The following is a 24,789-nucleotide window of genomic DNA, read 5'->3' as shown; positions in this document are numbered from 1 at the left end:
TCGTCACGCCGCTCCCTGCCGCTTCAGCTCGCCCGCCAGCCGGTACAGCCCGGCCAGGTCCACGCCCTCGCCGAGCAGCGGCAACTCGTAGGTCGGGAGCCGCAGTTGCTGCAGATCGGCACGCTGGACGCGTTCCAGCTCGACCCGCTCCGAGTGCTCCCTGGCCTGCTCCAGCAGCGGGTCCAGCAGCGGGTCGACGTTGGCCCGCACGGTCTCCGGCTTGCGCGAGCGCCCGCCCAGCCCGGCCTCGCCGAGGGCCAGCGCCACCTCCTCGCGGTGGTCGCCGTGCGCCGCCTCCACCGCCGCCGCGTCCAGTATCGGCGGGCGCACCATGTTCACCAGCACCCCGCCGACCGGCAGGCCGGCCTCGCGCAGGTCGGCGATGCCGTCCACCGTCTCCTGCACCGGCATCTCCTCCAGCAGGGTGGTGAAGTGCACCGCCGTCTCCGGCGAGCGGAGCACCCGCATCACCGCCTGCGCCTGGGTGTGGATCGGCCCGATCCGGGCCAGGCCCGCCACCTCGGAGTTGACGTTCAGGAAGCGGGTCAGCCGCCCGGTCGGCGGGGCGTCCATCACGACCGCGTCGTAGCGCCGCCGCCCGTCCGGGCCCTTGCGGCGGGCCGCCTCGCAGGCCTTGCCGGTGAGCAGCACGTCGCGCACGCCCGGGGCGATGGTGGTGGCGAAGTCCACGAAGCCGACCTTCTGCAGGGCCTTCCCGGCCAGGCCCAGCTTGTAGAACATCTCCAGGTACTCCAGCAGCGCCTGCTCGGTGTCGATCGCCAGCGCGTGCACCTCGCCGTGGCCCTTGCCCGGCAGCCCGAGCTGAGCGGGCGTCACGGTGGCCACCCGGCGCTCCTCGTACGGCAGCGCGGCGATCTGGAACAGCTCGGCGATGCCCTGCCGGCCCTCCACCTCGATCAGCAGGGTGCGGCCGCCCTCGGCGGCCAGTGCCAGGGCCAGCGCGGCGGCCAGCGTGGTCTTGCCGGTGCCGCCCTTCCCGCTGACCACGTGCAGCCTGACGCCCTCCCAGTCCGGCTCCGGCGGCGACGCCTGCTCGGTCGGCTCCGCCGTGCCGCTGGTGCCCGCCACGCCCGCTCTCCGTCCGTCGCTCTCCGCGGGCGCCCGAGGTGCCCCTCAACGCGAGGGTAACCAGCGAGCGCGCCGGATGCCGGGAGCATCCCGGCGCCCGGGGCGAATCATGCCCGCTTTGTGTGCCACCTCACACCGCCCCGGGCGGCTAGAGTCACCCCCATGACCAAGTGGGAATACGTCACCGTGCCGCTCCTCGTGCACGCCACCAAGCAGATCCTCGACACCTGGGGCCAGGACGGCTGGGAGCTCGTCCAGGTCGTCCCCGGGCCGAACCCGGAGCAGTTGGTGGCGTACCTGAAGCGGGAGAAGGAGTAGTCATGGGCAAGGTCGAGCAGAAGCTCGCCGAGCTCGGGCTGACCCTGCCCGAGGTCGCCGCCCCGGTGGCCGCGTACGTTCCGGCGGTGCGCACCGGCCACTACGTGATGACCTCCGGGCAGCTGCCGTTCGTCGGCGGCACGCTCCGCTCCAGCGGCAAGGTCGGCGCCGAGGTCACCGCCGAGGAGGCCAAGGAGCTCGCGCAGATCTGCGCGCTGAACGCGCTGGCCGCCGTGAAGTCCGTGATCGGCGACCTGGACAAGGTCGAGCAGGTGGTCAAGGTGGTCGGCTTCGTCGCCTCCGCCCCCGACTTCACCGGCCAGCCCGGCGTGGTCAACGGCACCAGCGAGCTGCTGGGCCAGGTCTTCGGCGACAAGGGCGTGCACGCCCGCAGCGCCGTCGGCGTGGCGGTGCTCCCGCTGGACGCGCCGGTCGAGGTCGAGCTGATGGTCCGGATCCGGGACTGATCCCGGCCGGCCCCGCGGGGCCCGTCGCCGTTCGCGGTGGCGGGCCCCCTGCACGTCGGCGGGGCGGGGTGCTCCGCCCGCAGCCGGGACGGTTGTTCCGGTGCGGCGCGCCGCCGGTTAACATCCGTGAACATGCCGCAGATGCCGCCGTCCTGGCCCGCCCGAATCCGCGCCCTGGCCGCGGGGGAGCTCACTCCCGCCCCGGCCAAGCCCTCCGCCACGGTGGTGCTGCTGCGCGACGGCGCGGCCGGCCCGCAGGCCTACCTGCTGCGGCGGCGCACCACGATGGCCTTCGCCGGCGGCATGTACGCCTACCCCGGTGGCGGCGTCGACCCGCGCGACCGCGAGGTCCGGCCGCCCTGGGCCGGGCCGTCCACCGCCGACTGGGCCGAGCGGCTCGGCGTGGACGAGGCGACCGCCTGCGCGGTGGTCTGCGCCGCCGTCCGGGAGACCTTCGAGGAGGCCGGCGTCCTGCTGGCCGGACCGGACGCGCAGACCCTGGTCGAGGCCCGGGACTGGGCCGCCGAACGCGCCGCACTGGAGTCCCACGAGCTGTCCCTCGCCGAGTTCCTGACGGAGCACCGGCTGGTGCTGCGCAGCGACCTGCTGGCCGCCTGGGCCCGCTGGGTCACCCCCGAGTTCGAGGAACGCCGCTTCGACACCTGGTTCTTCGTCGCCGCGCTGCCGCCCGGCCAGGCCGCCGCCGACACCGTCGGGGAGGCCGACCGGGTCGCCTGGCTCACGCCCGCCGACGCCGTCGCGGGCTTCGCCGCGAGCGAGTTCGGCATGCTGCCGCCGACCGTCACCGTGCTGCGCGAACTGCTCCCGGTGCGGACCGCGGCCGAGGCGCTGGCCGCCGCCGCGGACCGCAAGGTCACGCCGGTGCTCGGGCGGGCCGAGCTGGCCGGTGAACGCATGACAGTTCGCTGGTCGGGGTACGACGAGCTGACTATCGACGGCGTGTTCCCGGCATGAGAACCTTCCCCCGGAACGATCGCCCGGCACCCGTCGAGCCGTATCTTTCCCAGTAACCGACAACGACTGCGTACACCCGGAAGGAGACCTCCGATGACCCACAACGACGTGGCTCGCCGGACCTCGGCCATGCCCGCCCGCATCCTCACCCCCCGCGTCGCCGCCTGCGACGGCACCGCGTCCGGCGAGACCCGCACGCTCGTCCGTGAACTGACCCGGGCGCTGGTGCGGCCCCTCCCGCTGCGACGACTGAGTCGGGCCGAGGCGGACGCCGCATGAGCGAACGGAGTGAGCTCACCATCATGAGGTGCGCGTGCGCGAAGCGCTTGCCGAGCGCTGGCGAGGCGGGCGCGTGAGCGGTCTGCTTCCGGGCGACCCCGCCGACACCGTCGGCGGGGTCGCGACCCCGCGCGCCCAGTGCGTGCTCGCCCCCAACCCGTCCGCGATGACGCTGGACGGCACCAATACCTGGCTGCTCTCCGAACCCGGCTCCGACCTGGCCGTGGTCGTCGACCCCGGCCCGCTCGACGAGGCCCACCTGCGACGGGTCGTCAGCACCGCCGAACAGCAGGGCAAGCGGATCGCCCTCACCCTGCTCACCCACGGGCACGCCGACCACGCGGAAGGCGCCGCCCGGTTCGCCGAACTCACCGGCACCGACGTCCGCGCCCTCGACCCGGCGCACCGGCTCGGCGAGGAGGGCCTGCACGGCGGCCAGCGGCTCGACATCGGCGGCCTCGACCTCCGGGTGGTCGGCACCCCCGGCCACACCTCGGACTCGCTGACCTTCCACCTGCCGGCCGACGGCGCGATCCTCACCGGCGACACCGTCCTCGGCCGCGGCACCACCATGGTCGCCCACCCCGACGGCCGCCTCGGCGACTACCTCGACTCGCTGCGCCGCCTGCACGCGATGGCCTCGGAGCACGGCGTCCGCACCGTCCTGCCCGGCCACGGGCCGGTCCTCGCCGACGCCCTCGGCGCCGTCGACTACTACCTCGCCCACCGCGCGGCCCGCCTCGCGCAGGTCGAGACCGCCGTCGAAGCCGGCTGCCGCACCGCCCACGAGGTGGTCGCCCGCGTCTACGCGGACGTCGACCCCGCCCTCTGGCCGGCCGCCGAGCTCTCGGTGCACGCGCAGCTCACCTACCTGGAAGACCGTGGCCTGATCTAGGCCCGCCGGACCCGTCCGGGCCCGGGAACGCGGAACCGCGCCCGGGTGCACGTCGGCGCGGTCGGGCGCGGTTGCGTCGTGGGTTCAGCGCGAGCGGCGGGAGAGGCGTTCGACGTCCAGGAGGACGACGGCGCGGGCCTCCAGCTTGAGCCAGCCGCGGCCGGCGAAGTCGGCGAGCGCCTTGTTGACCGTCTCGCGGGAGGCGCCGACCAGCTGGGCCAGCTCCTCCTGGGTGAGGTCGTGGGCGACGTGGATGCCCTCGTCGGACTGGACGCCGAAGCGGCGGGAGAGGTCCAGCAGGGCCTTGGCCACGCGTCCGGGGACGTCGGAGAAGACCAGGTCGGACATCACGTCGTTGGTGCGGCGCAGCCGGCGGGCGATGGCCCGCAGCAGCGCGATGGAGACCTCGGGGCGGGCGTGCAGCAGCGGGAGCAGGTCGCCGTGGCCGAGGCCGAGGAGCTTGACCTCGGTGAGGGCGGTGGCGGTGGCGGTGCGCGGGCCCGGGTCGAACAGCGACAGTTCGCCGATCATCTCGCTGGGGCCGAGCACCGCGAGCATGTTCTCGCGGCCGTCCGGCGAGGCGCGGTGCAGCTTGACCTTGCCCTCGACCACGACGTAGAGCCGGTCGCCCGGGTCGCCTTCGTGGAACAGCGACTCACCGCGGGCGAGCGTCACCTCGGTCATGGAAGCGCGGAGCTCGGCAGCCTGGTCGTCGTCGAGTGCCGCGAACAGCGCGGCGCGCCGCAGAACGTCGTCCACGAGCTTCCTCCTGCTGGTGTCTGGGCAGTGCTACTTCACCACCAAGGATGACGCATGTCGCTCCGATCATATGAGGAGGGGGTGCGCCGGGGTGGGGACTACGCGGCCATTCGCGCAGTTGGGGTGGGAGCCGGAGCGGTGTGCGGCGTCAGTCGCCGAGGGTCCGCAGGGCGAAGGCGCGGGTGCCGGCGACGTGCTGGCGGGCGAGGGTGGCGGCGGTTTCGGGGTCGCGGGCCTTGATGGCGTCGAGCAGCTGCTGGTGCTCGGTGCACATGGGCAGGCCGCTGTCGGCGTCCGTGGTCAGGCGGAACAGGCGGCGGAGGCGGCCGTCCAGCGGGGCCATCATGTCGCGGAGCAGGGGGTTGCCGGAGAGGGTGACGATCTCCCGGTGGAAGTCGGCGTTGAGGCTGACCGTCTCGCGCAGGCGTCCCGCCTCGGCGGCCTTGCGGGTGCGGACCAGGATGCGTTCGAGGTCGCGGACGCCGGCGGCGGTGGCGTGCTGGGCGGCGAGGCTGGCGGCGAGGGCTTCCAGGGACTCCCGGACGGCGAAGAAGTGCTCGGCGTCGGCGGGCCCGAAGTCGGCGACCACGGCGCCGCGGCGGGCCTGGACGGTGAGGAAGCCCTCGCGTTCCAGGCGCTGCATGGCCTCGCGGACGGGGATCCGGGAGACACCCATTCCGTCGGCGAGTTCCCGTTCGACCAGGCGCTGCCCGGAGGGGTACTCGCCCTCGATGATCCGTTCGCGGAGCCGGAGGTAGACGAGGTCCGCCAGCGACTGGTGGGCGTCGCCGGGGGTGTCGGTCATCGGGAGCTCCAGGCGGCAGCGGGCGGACGGCGCGGGCAGGGTCCTGATCATTCCAGATCGGGCCAGGACATCTCTTGCTTGGTATTCGGTATACCAGATACCTTGACCGCTCACCCGCCGTCGCCGAGCCGAGGAGAACCGCCCGTGAGCGCCCGCCCGACACCAGGCCCGCACCTGCTGCTGGACGCCACCCTCCCCGACGGCACCCGCGCCGACCTGCGGATCTCGGACGGCCGGATCGCCGGGCTGGCCCCCGTGCCGCCCGGCCGCGAGCGGACCGCGGCGCTCGCGCCGGGCGAGCTGGCGCTGGACGGGGCACTGCTGCTCCCGGCGCTGGTGGACGGGCACGCCCACCTCGACAAGACCTTCCTCGGCGCGCCCTGGCAGCCGCACCGGGCCACCGCGAACCTGCGGGAGCAGATCGCCTCCGAGCGGACGCTGCGCCGCGAGGTGGCGGCCCGGGTCCCGGTGGTGGACCGGGCGGAGGCGCTGGCCCGGCGGATGGCGGCCCTGGGCACCGGCTTCGTCCGCTCGCACGTGGACGTGGATCCGGACACCGGGCTGGACCACCTGTACGCCGTGCTGGAGGCCCGCGAGCGGGTGCGGGAGCTGATCGAGGTGCAGCTGGTGGCGTTCCCGCAGAGCGGCGTGGTCGCCGAGCCCGGGGTGCCCGAGCTGCTGGACGCGGCGCTCCGCGAGGGCGCCGAACTGGTCGGCGGACTGGACCCGTTCGGGTTCGACGGCGACGTGGACGGCCAGCTGGACGTGGTGTTCGGCCTGGCCGAGCGGCACGGCGCGGGCGTGGACATCCACCTGCACGACGGCGGCCCGCAGGGCGCGGCGCAGCTCCGGGCGATCGCCGCGCGGACCGCGGCGCTGGGACTGGGCGGGCGGGTGGCGGTCAGTCACGCGTACTGCCTGGGTCAGCTGGAGGACCGCGAACTCGACCGGACCGCACAGGCGTTGGCGCGGGCGGGAGTGGCCGTGCTGACCAACGGCCCGGCCAGGTCGATGCCGCCGGTGCTGCGCCTGCACGAACTGGGCGTGCTGGTGTTCGCCGGCTCGGACAACATCCGCGACGCGTGGTGGCCGTACGGCACCGCCGACATGCTGGAGCGGACCACGATCATCGGCCTGCAGGCCGAGCTGATGACCAATCAGGAACTGCAGCTGGCAGCCGGGTTGGCGACTGCCGATGCCGCCAGGGCACTGGGCGTCGCCGAGTACGGCATCGCCGTCGGGCGGCCCGCGAACCTGGTCGCGATCGCCGCGCACTCGGTGCCGGAGGCGGTCGCGGCGCACCCCGAGCGGCTGCTGGTGCTGCACCGCGGCCGCACCGTCCTCGACCGCCTGAACGGGCCCACCGCGCCCGCTCGTTGAGGCGTCCCCACACCCCCCGTTGTTCGGAAGGACCCCCCACCATGACCCTCCCCGCTTCCCCGGCCACCGACAGACCGCCCGCCGCCGAGCCGCCGGACCGGCTGGCGAAGGGCCTGATCGGGACGACCGACCTGGTGTTCTTCGTGGTCGCCGCGGCCGCTCCGCTCACCGTGCTGGCCGGGATCGCCCCGTTCGCGATCGGCGTGGGCGGGGCGTCCGCGCCCGCCGCGTACCTGATCTCCGGCGCGCTGCTGGTGCTGTTCGCCGCCGGGTTCACCGCGATGAGCCGGTACGTGCGCAACGCCGGCGCGTTCTACGCGTACGTGGCGCGCGGGCTGGGCCGGACCCTCGGGGTGGTCACCGCCTATGTGGCGGTGGTCAGTTACAACCTGATCACCCCGGGGGTGGCGGCCGCGTTCGGGTACTTCGCGGCCGGGCACATCGAGCAGCGCACCGGCGCGCACGTGCCCTGGTGGCTGCTGTCCGGGGCGTGCGTGCTGGTGGTCGGCGTGCTCGGCTGGCTGAAGGTCACGCTGTCGGCGAAGGTGCTCGGTGTGGCCCTGGTGCTGGAGGTGCTGTCGCTGCTGCTGATGGAGGGCGGGGTGCTGGCCGACCGGGGGACGGCCGCGCTGGACCCGGCGTCCTTCGACCCCTCACTGCTCACCCAGGCCGGCGTCGCCGGCATGTTCGTGCTGGTGATCGGCGCGTTCACCGGCTTCGAGGCGACCGCGATCTACGCCGAGGAGGCCCGCGACCCGGCCCGCACCGTGCCGCGGGCGACCTTCGTCGCGATCGGCTTCCTGGCGGTGTTCTACGCCCTGGGCACCTGGATCGTGATGGGCGCCTACGGCACCGACGAGGCGGTGGCGCAGGCCCGCGCGGACGGCGGTCCCGACCTGACCTTCCGGGCCGCCGAGCGGTTCGTCGGCCTGTGGCTGTCGGACACCATGCACGTGCTGATCATCGTCTCGGCGTTCGCCTCCGCGCTGGCCTTCCACAATGCGGCGGCCCGCTACCTGTACGCGCTCGGCCGGGAGGGTCTGCTGCCGCGCCGGCTCGGCCGGGTGACGCCGCGCACGGGGTCGCCGGGGGCGGCGGTGCTGGTGCAGTCGGTGTTCAACGCGCTGGTGGTGGGCCTGGGCGCGGTGCTCGCCGTCGACCCGTACCTGGTGGTGCTGCTCTGGTCGAACAGCGTCGGCGTGCTCGGCATCATGGTGATGCAGGGGCTGGCGGCGGTCGCGGTGTACGCGTTCTTCCGCCGGGACCGGCGCGGGCTGTCGGCGTTCCGGGTGGTCTGGGCGCCGCTGCTGGCGGCCGCCGGGCTGGCCGTGCTCACCGTGCTCGCGCTCTTCAACTTCGATCTGCTGACCGGCCGTTCGGGCCTGGTGAACTGGCTGCTGCTGGTTCCGCTCCCGGTGGTCGGCACGCTCGGCTGGCTGGTCGCCCGGCGGATCCGGCGCACCGACCCGGAGCGGTTCGCCCGGCTGACCGAGGTCGATGTCGAACGCGACTGAGCGGGCGCGCGGACGGCGGTGGGGCCCGGTCGCCGGGCGCCACCGCCGTTGCGGCGGGCGTCAGTCGACGAGCGCGCCGTGTTCGGCGACCACCCGGCCGGCCTTCACCACCAGGTCGCGGGCCGGCAGGTCGACCACCACCTGCGGGGTGCACTCGCCGTCCACCAGCAGGAAGTCGGCGGGCGAGCCCGGCGCCAGGTCCGCCTTCGGCAGGCCCAGCAGCTCGGCGCCGCCGTGCGCGGCCAGCTCCAGGCAGTCCGTCAGGTCCCGGTCGGTGCGGGCGTCGGTGGTCCAGCCCAGCAGGTGCGCGCGGTGCAGCATGTCGGCGTTGCCGTACGGGCTCCAGGAGTCCCGCACCCCGTCCGAGCCGAGGCCCACCCGCACCCCCCTGGCCCGCAGTTCGCGGAACGGCAGCACCTGGTGCGCGGACGGGGCGACCGTGGTGAGCGCGATCCCGGCCGTCGCCAACAGCTCGGCCAGCGCGTCCAGTTCGGCGCCGGCCAGCTCCGGCACGCAGAACGCGTGGCTGACCGTCACCCGGCCCTGCAGCCCCGCCGCCATGGTGCGGGCGGCGAGCGCCCGCAGCGGGCCGAGACCGGTCGCTCCGCGGTCGTGCAGGTGGACGTCCAGCAGCACCCCGTACCGCTCGGCCAGGCCGAACAGCAGGTCGAGCTGCTCGCGGCCGTCCGCGCTGCCGCCGTCGAACCCGGCCGGGTCGATGCCGCCGACCGCGTCCACCAGGCGCTCCCGGGCGGCCTCGGTCAGCAGCTCCGCCACGCCCGGGGTGCGCAGCACGCCGTGCTGCGGGAACGCCACCGACTGCACGTCCAGCCGGCCCGCCAGCCGCGCGGCGGCCTCCCGCAGGCCCGTCACGCCCGCCAGCCCGTACACGGGCGCGACGTCGACGTGCGCGCGGACGGCGCGGGTGCCGCGGGTCACGGCGTGCGCGAGCAGGCGGTGCGCCCGCTCGGCGAGCGGGGTGCGCCGGCGGCGGTACAGGTCGACGTCGCCCGCCACGTACTCGGGCAGGCTGCCCGCCGGGCGGCGGCTGTACCAGGGCTCGCCCCAGCCGGTCTTGTCCGGGTGGATGTGGGCGTCCACCAGCGTCGGCAGCGCGATCCGCCCGCCGCCCTCCACCACCGCGGGGCTGACGCCCGTCGGCAGCCCGGTCGCCAGCAGGCCGTCCACGGCGACCAGATCGGTGACCGGGCCGCCGAACGGGCGGACCTGGCGGAACAGCGTGGCGTGCATCGTGTCACTCCCGGAGAGGTGCTGAAAGGCTTTCCGGGATCAACCAATCCGGTTCCGGTATTCCAAGTCAACTCGGTTGCAGATAAGCCGAGTTGGCGGTCAGTGCTGCCTCGGCGGGCGGTGCGGCGACGGTCAGCACCGAGCAGGGCGCGTGAGCCCGGCAGTACCGGGCGGCGCGGTCGCCGTGCCGGTGCGGGCGGCGCGGACGCCCCGGCGCGCCCAGCACCAGCAGGTCGGCCGGGCCGGACACCGCCGCGACCAGCGCCGGCCCGGCCGGCCCCGGAACCACCGCCGGACGGACCAGCACCCCGCCCGGCCAGCCGTCCACCGCCGCCCGCAGCGCCGCGTCCAGCAGCCGACGGGCCGCACGGCCGGCCGGCCGCCCCGCCAGCAGCGGCACCAGCACCGCGTCGCGGGCCGCCGCCACCGCGACGGCCCGGCGCAGCGCCGCCAGACTCGCCGGCGAGCCGTCCACGCCGACCACCACCCGGAACTCCACGGTGCGTTCCATCGCCGTCTCCTCCTCGTTGTCCCCCCAGTCCAGTGAACGCCCGGCACCCGTCAAGGCGGCGTCGGGAAAAGGGCGGTGGGCGTCAGGGGGCGTCAAGGCCGCGCGCGGGGCCGGTGCCGGGCGGTGTGCTGGGAGCCGACGCCGGCCGAGGGGCCCGCGTCGCACCAGGACGGAGGACGTGATGCCCCAGCGGATGCGTGTCGTGGTCGGGGTGAGCGGCTCGCTCGGCAGCCTCGCTGCCCTGCACCGCGCCGTCGCCGAAGCCCGGCGGTCGGGCGGCGAGGTGCTGGCCCTGCACACCTGGGAGCCGCCCAGCGGCGAGTTCGGCCACCGCCGCTCGCCCTGCCCGCCGCTGCTGGCCGCCGTCCGCGAAGCCGCCACCGCCTGCCTCGCCGACGCGATGACCGAAGCGTTCGGCGGCGCCGACCCGGGCGTCCCGCTGGCCGCCCGCACCGTGCGCGGCCGCACCGCCCCGGTCCTGCTCGCCGCCGCCGGCCGGCCCACCGACCTGCTGGTGCTCGGCCCCTCCGGCTCCTGGCTGCACCGTGGCCTGCGCGGCTCCGTCGGCACGCAGTGCCTGCGCCGGGCCGGCTGCCCGGTGCTGGTCGTCCCGCGACCGGAACTCGCCCTGGATCTGCGCGGGTTGAGTGCGCGTCGGGTCGACGCGGAGCTGCGCGAACTGGTTGAGGGCCGCCGGTGACCACCCGGCTGTCCGTCGCGCCCGCCACCGCCGTCGCCCTCGCCGGCGGCGCCGGGCTGACGCTCGCCCTCGCGCTGCTGGGGGAACTGCGCGACGGCTGGCTCCCGACCGCCGCCTACGCCGCGGGCTGCTGGGCGCTCGGCGCCCGCTCCCGGCCCGCCGCCGCGGCGTCCGTCGGCCTGGCCGCCTGGCTGTTCCACAACGGATTCGTGGAACACCGGCACGCGGAACTCGGTTGGAACGGGTGGGCGACCGAGACCGGCCGGTTCGCGTTCTTCGCGGGCGCGGCTCTGCTGGCGAGCCTGCCGGACAGAAAGATCCGCACACGGCTTCTGCATCGGCCGTAAACAGAAGTACAAAGGAGACGGCGGGAGTTCGGGCTGTGGGGGCCAGGGCTTCCGCAACCGGGGGCGGCCCGGGTGGTGCGTGGGGGCACTGCCCGGGCCGTTAGCCGTTCGCGCCCGTCCGGTTTCGGCGGGGAGCGGGGACAATGGAAGGCATGACTGCGCACGACGACGGAATCTCCGCGGTGGCCGACCTGCTCGCGGGCGGGGGCGTCGTGGTGCTGAGCGGGGCCGGGCTGTCGACCGAGTCGGGGATCCCGGACTACCGGGGGCCGGACGGGATCCGGCGGAACCGGGCGCCGATGACGTACCAGGAGTTCGTCGCGGGGGAGCCCGCCCGCCGCCGTTACTGGGCGCGCAGCCACGCCGGTCGCGGCGTGATCGCCGGCGCCCGTCCGAACGCGGGCCACCTCGCGGTGGCGCGGCTGCGCGAGGCCGGCCGGGTCTCGGCGGTGATCACCCAGAACGTGGATGGCCTGCACCGCGCCGCCGGCACGCCGGACGCCGTCGAACTGCACGGCGGACTGGACCGCGTCGTCTGCCTGACCTGCGCCGCGTCCAGCAGCCGCGCCGCGCTCGACGTCCGCCTCGCCGCCCTGAACCCGGCCTTCCACGACGCCGGCTCCCGGATCAACCCGGACGGCGACGTCGAGCTCCCCGACGACCTGGTCGACTCCTTCACCGTCGCCGACTGCACCGCCTGCGGCGGCATCCTCAAGCCCGACGTCGTGTTCTTCGGCGAGAGCGTCCCCAAGCCCCGGGTGGAACTCTGCTACCGCCTGGTCGACGAGAGCCGCGCCCTCCTGGTCCTCGGCTCCTCCCTCGCGGTGATGTCCGGCCTGCGGTTCGTCCGCCACGCCGCGAAGACCGGCAAGCCGGTGGCCATCGTCACCCGCGGCGCCACCCGCGGCGACGACCTCGCCACCGTCCGCCTGGACCGCCCCCTCGGCGAGACCCTCACCACCCTGGCCGCCCGGACCGCCGCCTAGCCGGACCGGATCCACCGCGGCGGCCCGGCGGGACGGGACTGCCCGGGCGGGGGTGTCAAAGGGGCGTCAAGGCGGCGAGGGCGGCCGTATGGGGGGCGTCAGGAACCGTAGAAGCGGTCAAATCCGCTGGTTGGCTCACCATGCCGGCGAAATCCGCGGGCCCTCGTCCGAGCCACCTTGGTGGATGCCATGTCAGACCTGATCTACGTCGGCGTCACGGTTGCCGTGTTCGCCGTCATCGCCCTGATCGCGCGGGGGGTGGAGAAGCTGTGACCGCCGAGAACGTCGTTGGTCTCATCGTCGCCGCCGCGCTGGTCGGGTACCTCGTCCTCGCGCTGATCCACCCGGAGAAGTTCTGACATGGGCTCCACTCTTGCCGGGTGGCTGCAGGCGCTCGCCCTGGTCGGCGCACTGGCCCTCTGCTACCGCCCGCTCGGCGACTACGTCGCCGGGCTGCTCACCTCCGCCAGGCACCTGAGAATCGAGCGCGGCCTCTACAAGGTCGTCGGGGTGGACGGGGACGCCGACCAGCGGTGGCCGGTGTACCTGCGGTCGGTGCTGGCGTTCTCCGCGCTCTCGGTGCTGTTCCTGTACGGGCTGGTCCGGCTGCAGACGCACCTGCTGCTGTCGCTGGGCGTGCCGGAGATGGCGGCGCACCAGGCCTGGAACACCGCGATCTCGTTCACCACCAACACCAACTGGCAGTCGTACAGCGGCGAGGCCGCGATGGGCCACCTGGTGCAGATGGCGGGCCTCGCGGTGCAGAACTTCGTCTCGGCGGCGGTCGGCATCGCGATCGTGGCGGCGCTGATCCGCGGGTTCACCCGCAACCGCACGGACCGGGTCGGCAACTTCTGGGTGGACCTGACCCGGATCTCGCTGCGCCTGCTGCTGCCGCTGTCCGTCGTCTTCGCGCTGGTGCTGGTCGCCAACGGGGTGGTGCAGAACTTCCACGGCTTCCACCAGGTGACCACGCTGACGGGCGGTCAGCAGTCGATACCGGGCGGGCCGGTGGCGTCGCAGGAGGCGATCAAGCTGCTGGGCACCAACGGCGGCGGCTTCTACAACGCCAACTCGGCCCACCCGTTCGAGAATCCGACCGGCTTCAGCAACCTGCTGGAGGTGTTCCTGCTGCTGGTGATCGCGTTCTCGCTGCCGCGCACCTTCGGCCGGATGGTCGGCGACCACCGCCAGGGCTACGCGATCGTCGCGGTGATGGGCCTGTTCTGGGTGGCGTCGGCGACGCTGATCACCTTCTTCGAGGCCGGGCACGGCGGCAGCGCGCTGCAGGCGGCCGGGGCGGCGATGGAGGGCAAGGAGCAGCGCTTCGGGATCGCGGGGTCGAGCCTGTTCGCGGCGTCGACCACGCTGACCTCGACCGGCGCGGTGAACTCCTTCCACGACTCGTTCACGCCGCTCGGCGGCGGTCTGACGATCTTCAACATGATGCTCGGCGAGATCGCGCCCGGCGGTACCGGCTCCGGCCTGTACGGCATGCTGATCCTGGCGGTCGTCGCGGTGTTCGTGGCGGGCCTGATGGTCGGCCGGACCCCGGAGTACCTGGGCAAGAAGCTCGGCGGCCGGGAGATGAAGTTCGCCTCGCTGTACATCCTGACCACGCCGACGATCGTGCTGATCGGCGCGGGCACGGCGATCGCCCTGCCCGGTGAGCGGGCGGGGATGCTGAACTCCGGCCCGCACGGGTTCTCCGAGGTGCTGTACGCGTTCACCTCCGCGGCGAACAACAACGGTTCGGCGTTCGCGGGCATCACGGTGAACACCACCTGGTACGACACCGCGCTGGGTCTGGCGATGGTGTTCGGACGGTTCCTGCCGATGGTGTTCGTGCTGGCGCTGGCGGGTTCGCTGGCCAGGCAGCAGCCGGTGCCGGCGAGCGCGGGCACCCTGCCCACGCACAAGCCGCTGTTCGTCGGACTGCTCTCCGGTGTGGTGCTGATCGTCGTCGGCCTCACCTACTTCCCGGCCCTGGCCCTCGGGCCGATCGCAGAAGGTCTCCACTGATGTCCACCAGCACGCTTGAACCCGCGCCCGCCCAGCAGGCGCCGCACCGGGCCTCCGGTGGCCTGCTCGATCCGAAGCTGATCGCCACGTCCCTGCCGGACGCGGTGAAGAAGCTCGACCCCCGGGTGATGGTGAAGAACCCGGTGATGTTCGTGGTCGAGGTCGGCTCGGTGGTCACCACCGTCGCCGCGATCGCCGACCCGTCCGTCTTCGCCTGGGCGATCACCGCGTGGCTCTGGCTGACCACCGTGTTCGCCAACCTGGCCGAGGCCGTCGCCGAAGGGCGCGGCAAGGCGCAGGCCGACACCCTGCGCAAGACCAAGACCGAGGCGGTCGCCCGAAGGCTCGTCGACTGGCCCGCGGGTGACACCGAGGAGGAGGTCGCGGGCACGGCGCTGCGGCTCGGCGACCACGTGGTGGTCGAGGCCGGTCAGGTGATCCCCGGCGACGGTGACGTGGTGGAGGGCGTGGCCAGCGTCGACGAGTCGGCGATCACCGGCGAGTCCGCTCCGGTGATCCGCGAGTCCGGCGGCGACCGGTCCGCGGTCACCGGCGGCACCAAGGTGCTGTCCGACCGGATCGTGGTGAAGATCGGCTCGGAGCCGGGCAAGACCTTCATCGACCGGATGATCGCCCTGGTGGAGGGCGCGGCCCGGCAGAAGACGCCGAACGAGATCGCGCTGAACATCCTGCTGGCCTCGCTGACCGTCGTGTTCCTGATCGCCGTGGTGACGCTCCAGCCGATGGCGACCTACGCGGGCGCCCCGCAGTCGACGATCGTGCTGGTGGCGCTGATCGTGGCGCTGATCCCGACCACCATCGGCGCGCTGCTCTCGGCGATCGGCATCGCGGGCATGGACCGGCTGGTGCAGCGCAACGTGCTCGCCATGTCCGGCCGGGCCGTCGAGGCCGCCGGCGACGTCAACACGCTGCTGCTGGACAAGACCGGCACCATCACCCTCGGCAACCGGCAGGCCGCCGAGTTCCGCCCCGCACCGGGCGTTCCCGTCGAGGAGCTGGCGGACGCCGCGCAGCTGTCCTCGCTCGCGGACGAGACCCCGGAGGGCCGCTCGATCGTGGTCCTCGCCAAGACGGCGTACGGCCTGCGGGCCCGCGCCCAGGGCGAGTTGGCGCACGCCGTCTGGGTGCCGTTCACCGCGCAGACCCGGATGTCCGGCGTCGACGTGGACGGCCGCCAGGTCCGCAAGGGCGCGGCCGGGTCGGTCGCCGGCTGGGTGGCCGAGCACGGCGGCAGCGTCGGCGCGGAGGTGACGGAGCTGGTCGACGGGATCTCCGGCGCCGGCGGCACGCCGCTGGTGGTGGCGGAGCGCGAGGGCGGGGGAGCGGCCCGGGTCCTCGGGGTGATCCACCTCAAGGACGTGGTGAAGGAGGGCATGCGCGAGCGCTTCGACGAGCTGCGCCGGATGGGCATCAAGACCGTGATGATCACCGGCGACAACCCGCTGACGGCCCGGGCGATCGCGCAGGAGGCGGGCGTGGACGACTTCCTCGCCGAGGCCACTCCCGAGGACAAGATGGCGCTGATCAAGAAGGAGCAGGAGGGCGGCAAGCTGGTCGCGATGACCGGCGACGGCACCAACGACGCCCCGGCGCTCGCGCAGGCCGACGTCGGCGTGGCGATGAACACCGGCACCATGGCGGCCAAGGAGGCCGGCAACATGGTGGACCTGGACTCCAACCCCACCAAGCTGATCGAGATCGTCGAGATCGGCAAGCAACTGCTGATCACCCGGGGCGCGTTGACGACCTTCTCGATCGCCAACGACGTGGCCAAGTACTTCGCGATCATCCCGGCGATGTTCGCGGGCGTGTACCCGGGCCTGCGCCACCTCAACATCATGGGCCTGCACAGCCCGACCTCCGCGATCACCTCGGCGATCGTCTTCAACGCCCTGGTCATCGTCGGCCTGATCCCGCTCGCCCTGCGCGGCGTCAAGTACCGCCCGTCCGACGCGAGTTCGCTGCTGGCCCGGAACATCGGGATCTACGGACTTGGTGGCCTGGTGGTCCCGTTCGTCGGCATCAAACTCATCGACCTGATCGTCCAGTTCATCCCCGGCCTGAGCTGAGAGGCCAGCGACCATGCCCACTTTTCTCCGTACCCACCTCACCGCGCTGCGGATGCTGCTGGTGATGACCGTGATCCTCGGCATCGCCTACCCGCTGCTGGTCACCGGAGTCGGCCAACTCGCTTTCACCTCCGAGGCGAACGGCTCGATCGTGAAGACCGGCGGCAAGGAGGTCGGCTCCAGCCTGCTCGGCCAGGGCTTCGACCTGCCGAAGGCCAACGCCGACGACCCGTCGCAGCCCGACCCGAAGTGGTTCCAGCCCCGGCCCTCCGCCGGCGGCCATGACCCGGCCGCCTCCGGCGCGTCCAACCTGGGCCCGAACAGCGGGGGACTGCTGAAGGCCGTCGAGGAACGCCGCGCCGCCGTCGCCGCCTTCGACGGCGTGGACCCGGCGAGCGTCCCCGCCGACGCGCTGACCGCCTCCGGCTCCGGTCTCGACCCGCACATCTCGGTCGCCTACGCCGAGGAGCAGGCGGGCCGGGTGGCCAGGGAGCGAGGCCTTCCGGTCGGCACGGTGAACCAGCTGATCGAGAAGCACACCGACGGTCGCTCGCTGGGCTTCCTCGGCCAGCCCGGCGTCAACGTGGTCACGCTCAACCAGGCCGTGGCAGAGCTGAGGTGACGGAGCGTCACACCGCCGGCCAACCCGCTCGTCGCCGGGGCCGGCTGAGGGTCTACCTCGGCGCGGCCCCCGGCGTCGGCAAGACCTACCGGATGCTGGACGAGGCGCACCGCCGCCGGCAGCGCGGCACCGACGTGGTGGTCGGCTGGCTGGAGACCCACAGCCGGCCGCGCACCGCCGAGCTGCTCGACGGGCTGGAGCAACTCCCGCGCACCGTACGGCAGTACCGCGGCGCCGAGTTCCCGGAACTGGACCTGGACGCGCTGCTGGCCCGCCGCCCCGAACTCGCCCTGGTCGACGAGCTCGCCCACACCAACGTGCCCGGCGGCCGGCACGCCAAGCGCTGGCAGGACGTCGAGGAACTGCTCGCGGCGGGCATCGACGTCATCACCACCGTCAACATCCAGCACCTGGAGTCGCTGAACGACGTCGTCCAGAAGATCACCGGCGTTCCGCAGCGCGAGACCGTCCCCGACGAGGTGGTGCGCTGCGCCGACCAGATCGAGCTGGTCGACATGGCCCCGCAGGCGCTGCGCCGCCGCCTGGCCCACGGCAACGTGTACCGGGCGGAGAAGGTCGACGCCGCGCTCGCCAACTACTTCCGGGTCGGCAACCTGACCGCGCTGCGCGAACTCGCCCTGCTGTGGCTGGCCGGCCGGGTCGACGAGGGACTGCGCGACTACCGGGCCGTGCACAACATCGACCGGGTCTGGGAGACCCGCGAACGCGTCGTGGTCGCGCTCACCGGCGGCCCCGAGGGCGCCACCCTGATCCGCCGCGCCGCCCGGATCGCGGACCGCACCGCGGGCGGCGAACTGCTGGCCGTGCACGTCAGCCGCAGCGACGGCCTGGCCGGGGCCTCGCCCGGTCGACTCGCCGAGCAGCGCGGCCTGGTGGAGTCCCTCGGCGGGAGCTACCACGTGGTGGTCGGCGACGACATCCCGGAGGCGCTGCTGGCCTTCGCCCGGGCCCGGGACGCCACCCAGCTGGTCCTCGGCACCAGCCGGCGCGGCCGGGTCAACCGCTTCCTCACCGGACCCGGCATCGGCGAGACCACCGTCGGCCGGTCCGCGGACATCGACGTCCACATGGTCACCCACGCGTTCACCGGCCGCGGCCGGCTGCCCGCGCTGGGCCGCCGGCACTCCCGGCGGCGCACCCTGCTCGGGTTCGCCGCCGGAGTCGCGGTGCCCTCGCTGCTGACCGTCGCACTCTCCCAGTCGCACACCGCGCTGAACCTCACCACCGACGCGCTGATCTTCCAACTCGGCGTGGTCGCCGTGGCGTTGCTCGGCGGCGCGCTGTCCGCGCTGCTGGCCTCCCTGGTCGCCTCGCTGCTGCTGAACTACTACTTCATCCCGCCGGTGCACACCTTCACCATCGGCGAGGCCAACAACTTCATCGCGCTCGCCGTGTTCGCCGCCGTCGCGCTCTGCGTCTCCACCGTCGTCGACCACGCGGGCCGGCAGACCGCCCGGGCCGCCCGCGCCACCGCCGAGGCCGAGACCCTCTCCACCCTGGCCGGCTCCGTGCTGCGCGGCGCCGACGCCGTCCCGGCCCTGCTGGAACGCACCCGCACCGCGTTCGGCCTGGACTCCGCCGCCCTGCTGGACCGGGCGACCGGCGAGCCGGTCGCGAGGACCGACGCAACGTCAACGAGCGGCGCCGGCCCGGAGACCACCGAGCTGGCCGTCGGGGAGGACGCGCTGCTGCTGCTCACCGGGCGCCGGCTGTCCGACACCGACCACCGGGTGCTCGTCGCGTTCGGCGCGCACCTCGCCGCCGCGCTGGAACGCGACCGGCTGGCCACCGCCGCCGCCGAGGTCGAACCGATCCGCGCCGCCGACCGGATGCGCACCGCGCTGCTCGCCGCCGTCAGCCACGACCTGCGCACCCCGCTGGCCGCCGCCCTCGCCTCGGTCGGCTCGCTGCGCAGCCCCGAGGTCGAGTTCTCCGACGAGGACCGGGCCGAACTGCTGGCCCTCGCCGACGAGTCCCTGCTCAGGCTCACCCGGCTGGTCGACAACCTGCTCGACCTGAGCCGGCTGCAGGCCGGAGCCCTCACCCTGCACCTGCGGCCCACCCACCTGGACGAGGTCCTGCCCGCCGCCCTCGACTCGCTGGCCGACCCCGACGCCCCCGTCCAGCCGCTCGGCCTGGACACCGCCCCGCCGGTGCTCGCCGACCCGCCGCTGCTGGAACGCGTCCTCGCCAACGTGATCACCAACGCCTGCCGGCACAACGCACCCGGCGCGCCCGTCCTGGTCACCGCCTCCGCGCACGCCGACCGGGTCGAGATCCGGGTCGTCGACCGCGGCCCCGGCATCCCGCCCGCCGACCGGGACCGGATCTTCCTGCCGTTCCAGCGCCTCGGCGACACCGACAACACCACCGGCGTCGGCCTCGGGCTCGCGCTCTCCCGCGGCCTCGCCGAGGCGATGGGCGGCACCCTCGACGTCGAGGACACGCCCGGCGGCGGCACCACCATGCTGCTCACCCTGCCCGCGGCCGGGGCGCCCGGGGGAGCCGCCTGATCAGCGGCCGCCCGGCCGGCCCGGCCAGTGGGTGTCCACGCCCGCGACGATGCTGCCCGCGACCGTGCCCAGCAGGGCGCCCGCGATCACGTCCCCCGGGTAGTGGACGCCCGTGTGGACCCGGGAGTACCCGACCGAGAGGGCCAGCAGGCCGAGCGGGGCGGCCGCCCAGGGCAGCAGGGCGGAGACGCCGGTGGCGAAGGCGAAGGCCGAGGCGGTGTGCCCGGACGGGAAGGACGCGGACTCCGGCATCGGGACGTGCCGGGCCTCCGGGACCCGGCCCGCGACCCGGTCCGGCCGCGGTCGGCGGGCCAGCGACTTGCCCAGCAGGTTCGCCGCCGCCGAGGCCACCGCCACCGAACCGAGCCCCACCACCGCCGCGCGGCGCGGCAGCCCGGGGGCGAGGGCCAGGCCGCAGGCCACCGCGATGGACAGCTTCGAGTGGTTCGCGGCCGTCGACAGCCGGCGCAGCCCCTCGTCCAGGGTCGGCGTCGGCGTCGCGGCGACCGCCGTGTAGACGGCCAGGTCCACCGCCGACAGGTCCGTCACCACGTTCCGCCCGGCCACCGCCCAACGCCTCGACGCCCTCACTTCGCACCCCCGTCGGCGGCCAGCCGGGCCAGCCGGCTCCACTTCAGCGCGGGCACCGGCGCGACCGTGCCCGGCCGGTCCCGCGGCACCCGCACCCGCAGCGCCGCCGGGTGGATCACGCAGCGCACCGGCACGTCCAGCTCCAGCGCCTCGCCGTCCACCGCCACCGGAATGCTCTCCGCATCAGCCGTCACCAGCACTTCACGGCCCATCAGCGTCGTCACCGCCTCCGCACTCGTACCCCGCAGCGCCAGGTCAGCCGCCTGCGCCGCACCGTCCACCTTCACTCCCAGCACCCCGAGCCATCCGCGGTCCAGCCGCGAACGCCGCCCGGGGTCCGTCAAGTCCCCCGCGTCATACGGATTGTTGCTGACCAGCACCGCCTGCGGCCGCTCCAGCCGCTGCCCGCCGACCTCCGCCGCCAGCTGCGCCCCGCCGTAGCCGACCAGCAGGTCCGGCAGCAGGGCGAGCGTGGTGGCGGCCTTGGCGTCGCGGTAGTCGGGGTGCTGGACGATCTCCGCGTACGTGCCGAAGGAGACGTTGTTGACGAACGCCCGGCCCGCGACCTCGCCCAGGTCCACCCGGAGTTCGACGCCGTCGGTCAGCGCGTCCAGGCAGCGGGCCGGATCGGTGCGGTCCAGGCCCAGGTCCAGCGCGAAGTGGTTGCGGGTCCCGGCCGAGACCACCAGGAACGGCAGCCCGTGCCGGGCGGCGACCTGCGCCACCTGCGCCTGGGTGCCGTCACCCCCCGCCACGCCCAGCAGGTCCGCGCCGTCCGCGACCGCGCGTTCGGCCAGCTCGGTGACGTCCTGATGGTCCGTCGGATCCAGCAGCACCACCTCGGCGCCCAGCTCACGGGCCTTCGCGGCCAGGTCGAACTTCTCCACCTTCCCGCCGCCCGACCTCGGATTCATGATCAGCACCGGCTTGCGCGGCGGGTCCACCTCGCGCTCCGCCATCGGCCGGACCCGCTGCCCGGCCCGCAGCGCCGCCCGGGCCAGCGACAGGCCGACCGCCCACAGCGCCACCACGCCCAGCACCCACGGCCACGTCCCGCCGCCCACGTACAGCACCACCGCACCGCTCGGCGCGGCCACCGCCAGCGCCGCCCCCAGCCAGCGCACCGGCCCCCGCCGGGACAGCGCCCACCACCCGCCGACGCCCATCAGCACCAGCGTCACCAGTCCGACGGCCACCACCAGTGCCCCGCGCAGCCCGGCTCCCGCCGCCAGCATCAGCACGGCCGCCAGCCCGCACCCGATCGACGCCCGCGCCAACCACTTCGCCCGCACCGCCTCTCCCATTCCCCGACGGTAACGCCCCGTCAGCGACCTCGCCCGGCGCGGCGACGTCGCGAGGACGGTCCCGCCGGGCACCCTCCGGGCAGACCCGGCGACCGGGCCCCGGACGGCGAAAGGCGCGTGGCCGCCCCGTCCGGGGCCACCACGCGCCTTGCCCGTGCGGCGGGTTCTACTCCTCGACGGGGGTGCCGTCGGCGGCGATCCGGGCGAAGCCCAGGTACGGGTGCAGCGCCTTCGGCAGCAGCACCGAGCCGTCCGCCTGCTGGTGCTGCTCCAGCACCGCCGCGATGGTGCGGCCCAGCGGCAGGCCCGAGCCGTTGACGGTGGCCGCCGCGGTCGGCCTGCCGTTCCCGTCCCGGGTGCGGATGCCGGCCCGGCGGCCCTGGAAGGTGCCGAAGTCCGAGACCGAGGAGATCTCCCGGTAGGTGTCCTGGCTGGGCAGCCACACCTCCAGGTCGTACGTCAGCTGCGCGGAGAAGCCGGTGTCGCCGGCCGCCAGGGCGACCACGCGGTAGGCGAGTTCGAGCTCCTGCAGGCAGGCCTCGGCGTGCGTGACCATCAGCAGCATCTGCTCCCGGGCCTGCTCCGGGGCGCAGATCCGCACCATCTCCACCTTCGAGAACTGGTGCAGCCGGATCAGCCCGCGGGTGTCCCGGCCGTACGAGCCGGCCTCCGAACGGAAGCACGGCGTCTGCGCGGTGAGCGCCAGCGGCAGCTCGGCCGGCGGCACGATCTCGTCCGCGTACAGGTTGGTCAGCGGGACCTCGGCGGTCGGGATCAGGAACAGGTCCCGGTCCGCGACCCCGGTCCTGAACAGGTCCGCCTCGAACTTCGGCAGCTGCCCGGTGCCGGTCATGGTGCGCCGGTTCACCAGGTACGGCACCGCGTGCTCGACGTACCCGTGCCGGCGGGTGTGCAGGTCCAGCAGCAGCGAGGCGAGCGCCCGCTCCAGCGCCGCACCGGTGCCGCGCAGCACGCTGAAGCGCGAGCCGGACAGCTTGGTGGCGCGGCCGAAGTCCATGATGCCCATGGCCTCGCCCAGGTCGACGTGGTCCTTGGGCGCGAACGCGAAGCGCGGAGGCTCGCCGACCCGGCGCAGCTCGCGGGCGTCCTCGTCCGAGAACCCGTCCGGGGCGTCGTCCGAGGGCAGGTTCGGGATCGTCAGCAGCAGGTCCGTCAGTTCCTGCTGGACGCCCTCCAGATCAGCCTCGTTCTGCTGGATCTGCTCCTTCAGCGCGCGGGCGGTGTCCTTCAGCTCGCCGACGTCCCCGCCCTGCTTCGCCGTCCGCTGCACCTCCTGGGCGACCTGCTTGGAGCGCGCCCGCAGCTCGTCGCCGGCCTGGATGCCGCTGTTGCGGCGGGACTGCAGCGCCTCCAGCGCGGACAGGTCGAGCCGGTAGCCGCGACGTGCGAGAAGCCGGACGGCTTCGTCCCCCAGGTCGATCAGGGCGCGGGCATCATGCATCGGAGTCTGCTCTCCTCGGTACGGCCAAGCTGGATTTGCCCCGACCGTAGCAGGGGCGCAGAACGCGGTGCAGCGCCTTTCCCGCCGGGACCCGCGAGGTGCTCGGGCCGACCCCTTGCGAGATAGTCTCTGCGTAGATAATCTCCGTGTGGATTAGTTGGAACCGGGACCGAGCAAGGGGACACGCCATGTGGGAGCACGAGCACACCGCCGAGACCACCGCCGCGCCGCACGCCGTCTGGGCGGTGCTCAGCGACCTCGACCACTGGACGGACTGGGACACCTCGATGGACGCCGTCACCCTGAACGGCCCGTTCGAGGTCGGCAGCACCGTCAGCATGACCCCGACCGGCCAGGACCCGATCGTCTCCGTCATCACCCGGATCGAGCCGGACCGCGTCTACGCCGACCGGACCGAGTTCGGCGGCGTCACCCTGCACTTCTCGCACACCCTCACCGCCCTGCCCGCCGGCGGCACCCGGGTCGCCCACCGGCTGGAGATCCACGGGCCGGACGCCGCGCGGCTCGGCCCCGAGATCGGCCCGATGATCACCGAGGACTTCCCCGAGGCGATGGCCGGGCTGCTCGCCCGCGCCACCACCGCCTGACAGGCCGTGGGAGGGTGACCCCCATGGACGGACTGACCGAAGGACCGGCGAACAGCCCCGGCTTCTGGCTGTGGCACACCACCCTGCGCTGGCAGCGCGAGGTCGCCGCCGCGCTCGCCCCGCTGGACCTGACGCACCCCCAGTTCGTCCTGCTCTCCTGCGCCTGGTGGCTCAACGAGCAGGGCACGGCGCCCAACCAGCAGGAACTCTCCCGGCAGGCCGGCACGGATGTCCGCACCACCTCCCAGGTGGTCCGGAAACTCGAAGCCAAGGGGCTGCTCGACCGCACCACCGACCCCGACGACACCCGCGCCCGGCGCCTGCGCATCACCCCCCGTGGCATCGCCCTCGCCCGCACCGCCATCCCCGCCGTCGAGGCCGTCGACCACGCCTTCTTCGCCCGGGCCGGCGACCCCGCCACCACCGGCGCCCTCCTCCGCCGCCTCGCCCGGGGCACGCAGTAGAGGGCGCCCGGGGGCCCGTCAGTCCTGCGCGATGAACTCCGCGACGGCCGGGGCGAGGACCTCCGGGGCGACCTCGTGGGTCTGGCCCGCGAGGGTGCGGTACTCGGCGGCGGGGGTGGCGGACGCCGCCGCGGCGGTCGCGTCGCGCAGCATCGCGGGGCTCAGCCCGCCGTCCAGGAACAGCACGGGGACGGCGAGTTCGGCGAGGCGGGCGGCCGGCACCGGGGCTCCCTCCGCGCCGTCCAGGACGTCCGCGTCGTGGACCAGCGTCGGCGCCACCGCCTCGAACGCCGGCCACACCGGCGACTCGCGCAACTGCTCGACCATCTCCGCGGGCGACCCGACGAACGTCATGAACCGGACCGCCGCCGCCCCGAACTCCCCGCCCGCGACGTCCTGTTCGACGCCCGCGCGGTAGTCCTTGAAGCGGGCCCGCTGCTCGTCCGAGGTGCTGAACGGCGGCTCGTACGCGACCACCCGCGCCACCCCGATCCCCGCACCCGCCGCCCGCAGGGCGAGCGCCGCCCCGGAGGACAGCCCCAGCACCGTCGCGCTGCCGCCCGCCGCGGCGACGACGGCGGCCAGGTCCTCGATCTCGCGCTCCACGGCGTACTCCCCGCCGGGGCCGCTCTCGCCCCGGCCGCGCCGGTCGTAGCTGAACGCCCGGTGCCCGTCCGCCAGCTGTGCGGCCAGGCCGCCGGACGGCCCGAACGCGCGGTGGCACAGCGCGCCGTCCACGATCACCACGGCGGGGCCGTCGCCCGCCGCCTGGTAGGCGATCCGGGTGCCGTCGGCGGAAGTCACGTACTCGGTCAC

Annotated in this window: 26 protein-coding genes; 17 read left to right on the top strand and 9 right to left on the bottom strand. The window is 74.2% G+C overall.

What is annotated here, in order from left to right; all coding sequences use genetic code 11:
* Positions 1 to 3: 3 nt before the first annotated feature.
* Positions 4 to 1,014 carry an ArsA-related P-loop ATPase gene (locus BX266_RS16435; RefSeq protein WP_099907936.1) on the bottom strand — a complete coding sequence of 337 codons (1,011 nt, stop codon included), beginning with the start codon at positions 1,012 to 1,014 and terminating at the stop codon, positions 4 to 6.
* A 237-nt stretch (positions 1,015 to 1,251) separates the two neighbouring features.
* On the opposite strand from BX266_RS16435, the gene BX266_RS38645 reads away from it, so the two are divergent.
* From BX266_RS38645 to BX266_RS16415, 5 genes are all read left to right on the top strand, one after another.
* Entirely contained in the window at positions 1,252 to 1,407 is a 156-nt protein-coding gene (locus BX266_RS38645) for a DUF4177 domain-containing protein (protein WP_014136749.1), read from the top strand.
* 2 nt (positions 1,408 to 1,409) lie between these two features.
* Positions 1,410 to 1,874, top strand: a complete 465-nt coding sequence (locus BX266_RS16430; RefSeq protein WP_099900621.1) for a RidA family protein — start codon at positions 1,410 to 1,412, stop codon at positions 1,872 to 1,874.
* Between the two features lie 132 nt (positions 1,875 to 2,006).
* Entirely contained in the window at positions 2,007 to 2,849 is an 843-nt protein-coding gene (locus BX266_RS16425; protein ID WP_099907934.1) for an NUDIX hydrolase, read from the top strand.
* Between the two features lie 93 nt (positions 2,850 to 2,942).
* On the top strand, positions 2,943 to 3,128 hold the full coding sequence (locus tag BX266_RS16420; RefSeq protein WP_099900619.1) for a hypothetical protein: 186 nt from the start codon (positions 2,943 to 2,945) through the stop codon (positions 3,126 to 3,128).
* A 73-nt stretch (positions 3,129 to 3,201) separates the two neighbouring features.
* On the top strand, positions 3,202 to 4,023 hold the full coding sequence (locus BX266_RS16415; protein WP_099900617.1) for an MBL fold metallo-hydrolase: 822 nt from the start codon (positions 3,202 to 3,204) through the stop codon (positions 4,021 to 4,023).
* Positions 4,024 to 4,107: 84 nt separating this feature from the next.
* Here the strand turns inward: BX266_RS16415 and BX266_RS16410 are convergent, their stop codons facing one another.
* Entirely contained in the window at positions 4,108 to 4,782 is a 675-nt protein-coding gene (locus tag BX266_RS16410) for a Crp/Fnr family transcriptional regulator (protein WP_014136744.1), read from the bottom strand.
* A gap of 148 nt (positions 4,783 to 4,930) precedes the next feature.
* Entirely contained in the window at positions 4,931 to 5,587 is a 657-nt protein-coding gene (locus BX266_RS16405; protein ID WP_099907932.1) for a GntR family transcriptional regulator, read from the bottom strand.
* A gap of 144 nt (positions 5,588 to 5,731) precedes the next feature.
* Between BX266_RS16405 and BX266_RS16400 the strand changes: the two genes are divergently transcribed.
* Entirely contained in the window at positions 5,732 to 6,967 is a 1,236-nt protein-coding gene (locus BX266_RS16400; RefSeq protein ID WP_099900615.1) for an amidohydrolase family protein, read from the top strand.
* Between the two features lie 41 nt (positions 6,968 to 7,008).
* Positions 7,009 to 8,481, top strand: coding sequence for an APC family permease (locus tag BX266_RS16395; protein WP_099900613.1), 1,473 nt, complete (start codon positions 7,009 to 7,011; stop codon positions 8,479 to 8,481).
* A 60-nt stretch (positions 8,482 to 8,541) separates the two neighbouring features.
* On the opposite strand, the gene BX266_RS16390 is transcribed toward BX266_RS16395, so the two are convergent.
* Both BX266_RS16390 and BX266_RS16385 read right to left on the bottom strand, forming a co-directional pair.
* Positions 8,542 to 9,732, bottom strand: a complete 1,191-nt coding sequence (locus BX266_RS16390; protein WP_099900611.1) for an amidohydrolase — start codon at positions 9,730 to 9,732, stop codon at positions 8,542 to 8,544.
* Positions 9,733 to 9,799: 67 nt separating this feature from the next.
* Positions 9,800 to 10,243 carry a universal stress protein gene (locus tag BX266_RS16385; protein ID WP_099900609.1) on the bottom strand — a complete coding sequence of 148 codons (444 nt, stop codon included), beginning with the start codon at positions 10,241 to 10,243 and terminating at the stop codon, positions 9,800 to 9,802.
* Positions 10,244 to 10,424: 181 nt separating this feature from the next.
* Between BX266_RS16385 and BX266_RS16380 the strand changes: the two genes are divergently transcribed.
* From BX266_RS16380 to BX266_RS16345, 8 genes are all read left to right on the top strand, one after another.
* Positions 10,425 to 10,943 (top strand): universal stress protein, encoded by a 519-nt coding sequence (locus tag BX266_RS16380; RefSeq protein ID WP_099900607.1) that lies wholly within the window; start codon positions 10,425 to 10,427, stop codon positions 10,941 to 10,943.
* Complete coding sequence (locus BX266_RS16375) at positions 10,940 to 11,290, top strand: hypothetical protein (protein WP_099900605.1); 351 nt, start codon at positions 10,940 to 10,942, stop codon at positions 11,288 to 11,290. The genes BX266_RS16380 and BX266_RS16375 overlap by 4 nt, the downstream gene beginning before the upstream one ends.
* A gap of 143 nt (positions 11,291 to 11,433) precedes the next feature.
* Positions 11,434 to 12,276, top strand: coding sequence for an NAD-dependent protein deacetylase (locus BX266_RS16370; RefSeq protein WP_099900603.1), 843 nt, complete (start codon positions 11,434 to 11,436; stop codon positions 12,274 to 12,276).
* 269 nt (positions 12,277 to 12,545) lie between these two features.
* Positions 12,546 to 12,635 (top strand): K(+)-transporting ATPase subunit F, encoded by a 90-nt coding sequence (gene kdpF / locus BX266_RS16365; protein WP_099900601.1) that lies wholly within the window; start codon positions 12,546 to 12,548, stop codon positions 12,633 to 12,635.
* Between the two features lies 1 nt (position 12,636).
* Entirely contained in the window at positions 12,637 to 14,298 is a 1,662-nt protein-coding gene (gene kdpA, locus BX266_RS16360) for a potassium-transporting ATPase subunit KdpA (protein WP_099900599.1), read from the top strand.
* The gene (gene kdpB / locus BX266_RS16355) at positions 14,298 to 16,388 is read left to right on the top strand and encodes a potassium-transporting ATPase subunit KdpB (RefSeq protein ID WP_099900597.1); all 2,091 of its coding nucleotides are present in this window, start codon (positions 14,298 to 14,300) and stop codon (positions 16,386 to 16,388) included. The genes kdpA and kdpB overlap by 1 nt, the downstream gene beginning before the upstream one ends.
* A 13-nt stretch (positions 16,389 to 16,401) precedes the next feature.
* Positions 16,402 to 17,010, top strand: a complete 609-nt coding sequence (gene kdpC, locus BX266_RS16350; RefSeq protein WP_099900595.1) for a potassium-transporting ATPase subunit KdpC — start codon at positions 16,402 to 16,404, stop codon at positions 17,008 to 17,010.
* Positions 17,007 to 19,544 carry an ATP-binding protein gene (locus BX266_RS16345; RefSeq protein ID WP_099900593.1) on the top strand — a complete coding sequence of 846 codons (2,538 nt, stop codon included), beginning with the start codon at positions 17,007 to 17,009 and terminating at the stop codon, positions 19,542 to 19,544. The genes kdpC and BX266_RS16345 overlap by 4 nt, the downstream gene beginning before the upstream one ends.
* Here BX266_RS16345 and BX266_RS16340 read toward each other — a convergent pair whose 3' ends face one another.
* The 3 genes from BX266_RS16340 to serS form a co-directional block, all read right to left on the bottom strand.
* Positions 19,545 to 20,111 (bottom strand): phosphatase PAP2 family protein, encoded by a 567-nt coding sequence (locus BX266_RS16340; protein ID WP_259464721.1) that lies wholly within the window; start codon positions 20,109 to 20,111, stop codon positions 19,545 to 19,547. It abuts the gene before it with no gap.
* A 20-nt stretch (positions 20,112 to 20,131) separates the two neighbouring features.
* Positions 20,132 to 21,439 carry a diacylglycerol kinase family protein gene (locus tag BX266_RS16335; protein ID WP_099900589.1) on the bottom strand — a complete coding sequence of 436 codons (1,308 nt, stop codon included), beginning with the start codon at positions 21,437 to 21,439 and terminating at the stop codon, positions 20,132 to 20,134.
* Positions 21,440 to 21,605: 166 nt separating this feature from the next.
* Positions 21,606 to 22,901, bottom strand: coding sequence for a serine--tRNA ligase (serS, locus tag BX266_RS16330; protein WP_099900587.1), 1,296 nt, complete (start codon positions 22,899 to 22,901; stop codon positions 21,606 to 21,608).
* A gap of 188 nt (positions 22,902 to 23,089) precedes the next feature.
* On the opposite strand from serS, the gene BX266_RS16325 reads away from it, so the two are divergent.
* Together BX266_RS16325 and BX266_RS16320 are read left to right on the top strand one after the other, a co-directional pair.
* A complete protein-coding gene (locus BX266_RS16325; RefSeq protein WP_099900586.1) occupies positions 23,090 to 23,509 on the top strand; it encodes an SRPBCC family protein in 420 nt (139 codons plus the stop codon).
* A gap of 23 nt (positions 23,510 to 23,532) precedes the next feature.
* Positions 23,533 to 23,973, top strand: a complete 441-nt coding sequence (locus tag BX266_RS16320; RefSeq protein ID WP_099900584.1) for a MarR family winged helix-turn-helix transcriptional regulator — start codon at positions 23,533 to 23,535, stop codon at positions 23,971 to 23,973.
* Positions 23,974 to 23,991: 18 nt separating this feature from the next.
* On the opposite strand, the gene BX266_RS16315 is transcribed toward BX266_RS16320, so the two are convergent.
* Positions 23,992 to 24,789, bottom strand: a complete 798-nt coding sequence (locus BX266_RS16315; RefSeq protein WP_099900582.1) for an alpha/beta fold hydrolase — start codon at positions 24,787 to 24,789, stop codon at positions 23,992 to 23,994.

Source organism: Streptomyces sp. TLI_171 (genome assembly GCF_003610255.1).
In the GTDB taxonomy this organism is placed as follows: domain Bacteria; phylum Actinomycetota; class Actinomycetes; order Streptomycetales; family Streptomycetaceae; genus Kitasatospora.
This window is presented reverse-complemented; position numbering and strand designations above follow the sequence as displayed.

Bases quoted from the DNA above. Each gene is read 5' to 3' on its own strand.
- BX266_RS16390 (WP_099900611.1), bottom strand. From the start codon at position 9,732: ATGCACGCCACGCTGTTCCGCCAGGTCCGCCCGTTCGGCGGCCCGGTC.
- BX266_RS16320 (WP_099900584.1), top strand. From the start codon at position 23,533: ATGGACGGACTGACCGAAGGACCGGCGAACAGCCCCGGCTTCTGGCTG.
- kdpA (WP_099900599.1), top strand. From the start codon at position 12,637: ATGGGCTCCACTCTTGCCGGGTGGCTGCAGGCGCTCGCCCTGGTCGGC.
- BX266_RS16380 (WP_099900607.1), top strand. From the start codon at position 10,425: ATGCCCCAGCGGATGCGTGTCGTGGTCGGGGTGAGCGGCTCGCTCGGC.
- BX266_RS16370 (WP_099900603.1), top strand. From the start codon at position 11,434: ATGGAAGGCATGACTGCGCACGACGACGGAATCTCCGCGGTGGCCGAC.
- BX266_RS16405 (WP_099907932.1), bottom strand. From the start codon at position 5,587: ATGACCGACACCCCCGGCGACGCCCACCAGTCGCTGGCGGACCTCGTC.
- BX266_RS16335 (WP_099900589.1), bottom strand. From the start codon at position 21,439: ATGGGAGAGGCGGTGCGGGCGAAGTGGTTGGCGCGGGCGTCGATCGGG.
- BX266_RS16395 (WP_099900613.1), top strand. From the start codon at position 7,009: ATGACCCTCCCCGCTTCCCCGGCCACCGACAGACCGCCCGCCGCCGAG.
- serS (WP_099900587.1), bottom strand. From the start codon at position 22,901: ATGCATGATGCCCGCGCCCTGATCGACCTGGGGGACGAAGCCGTCCGG.
- BX266_RS16420 (WP_099900619.1), top strand. From the start codon at position 2,943: ATGACCCACAACGACGTGGCTCGCCGGACCTCGGCCATGCCCGCCCGC.
- BX266_RS16430 (WP_099900621.1), top strand. From the start codon at position 1,410: ATGGGCAAGGTCGAGCAGAAGCTCGCCGAGCTCGGGCTGACCCTGCCC.
- BX266_RS16425 (WP_099907934.1), top strand. From the start codon at position 2,007: ATGCCGCAGATGCCGCCGTCCTGGCCCGCCCGAATCCGCGCCCTGGCC.
- kdpC (WP_099900595.1), top strand. From the start codon at position 16,402: ATGCCCACTTTTCTCCGTACCCACCTCACCGCGCTGCGGATGCTGCTG.
- BX266_RS38645 (WP_014136749.1), top strand. From the start codon at position 1,252: ATGACCAAGTGGGAATACGTCACCGTGCCGCTCCTCGTGCACGCCACC.
- kdpB (WP_099900597.1), top strand. From the start codon at position 14,298: ATGTCCACCAGCACGCTTGAACCCGCGCCCGCCCAGCAGGCGCCGCAC.
- BX266_RS16325 (WP_099900586.1), top strand. From the start codon at position 23,090: ATGTGGGAGCACGAGCACACCGCCGAGACCACCGCCGCGCCGCACGCC.
- BX266_RS16385 (WP_099900609.1), bottom strand. From the start codon at position 10,243: ATGGAACGCACCGTGGAGTTCCGGGTGGTGGTCGGCGTGGACGGCTCG.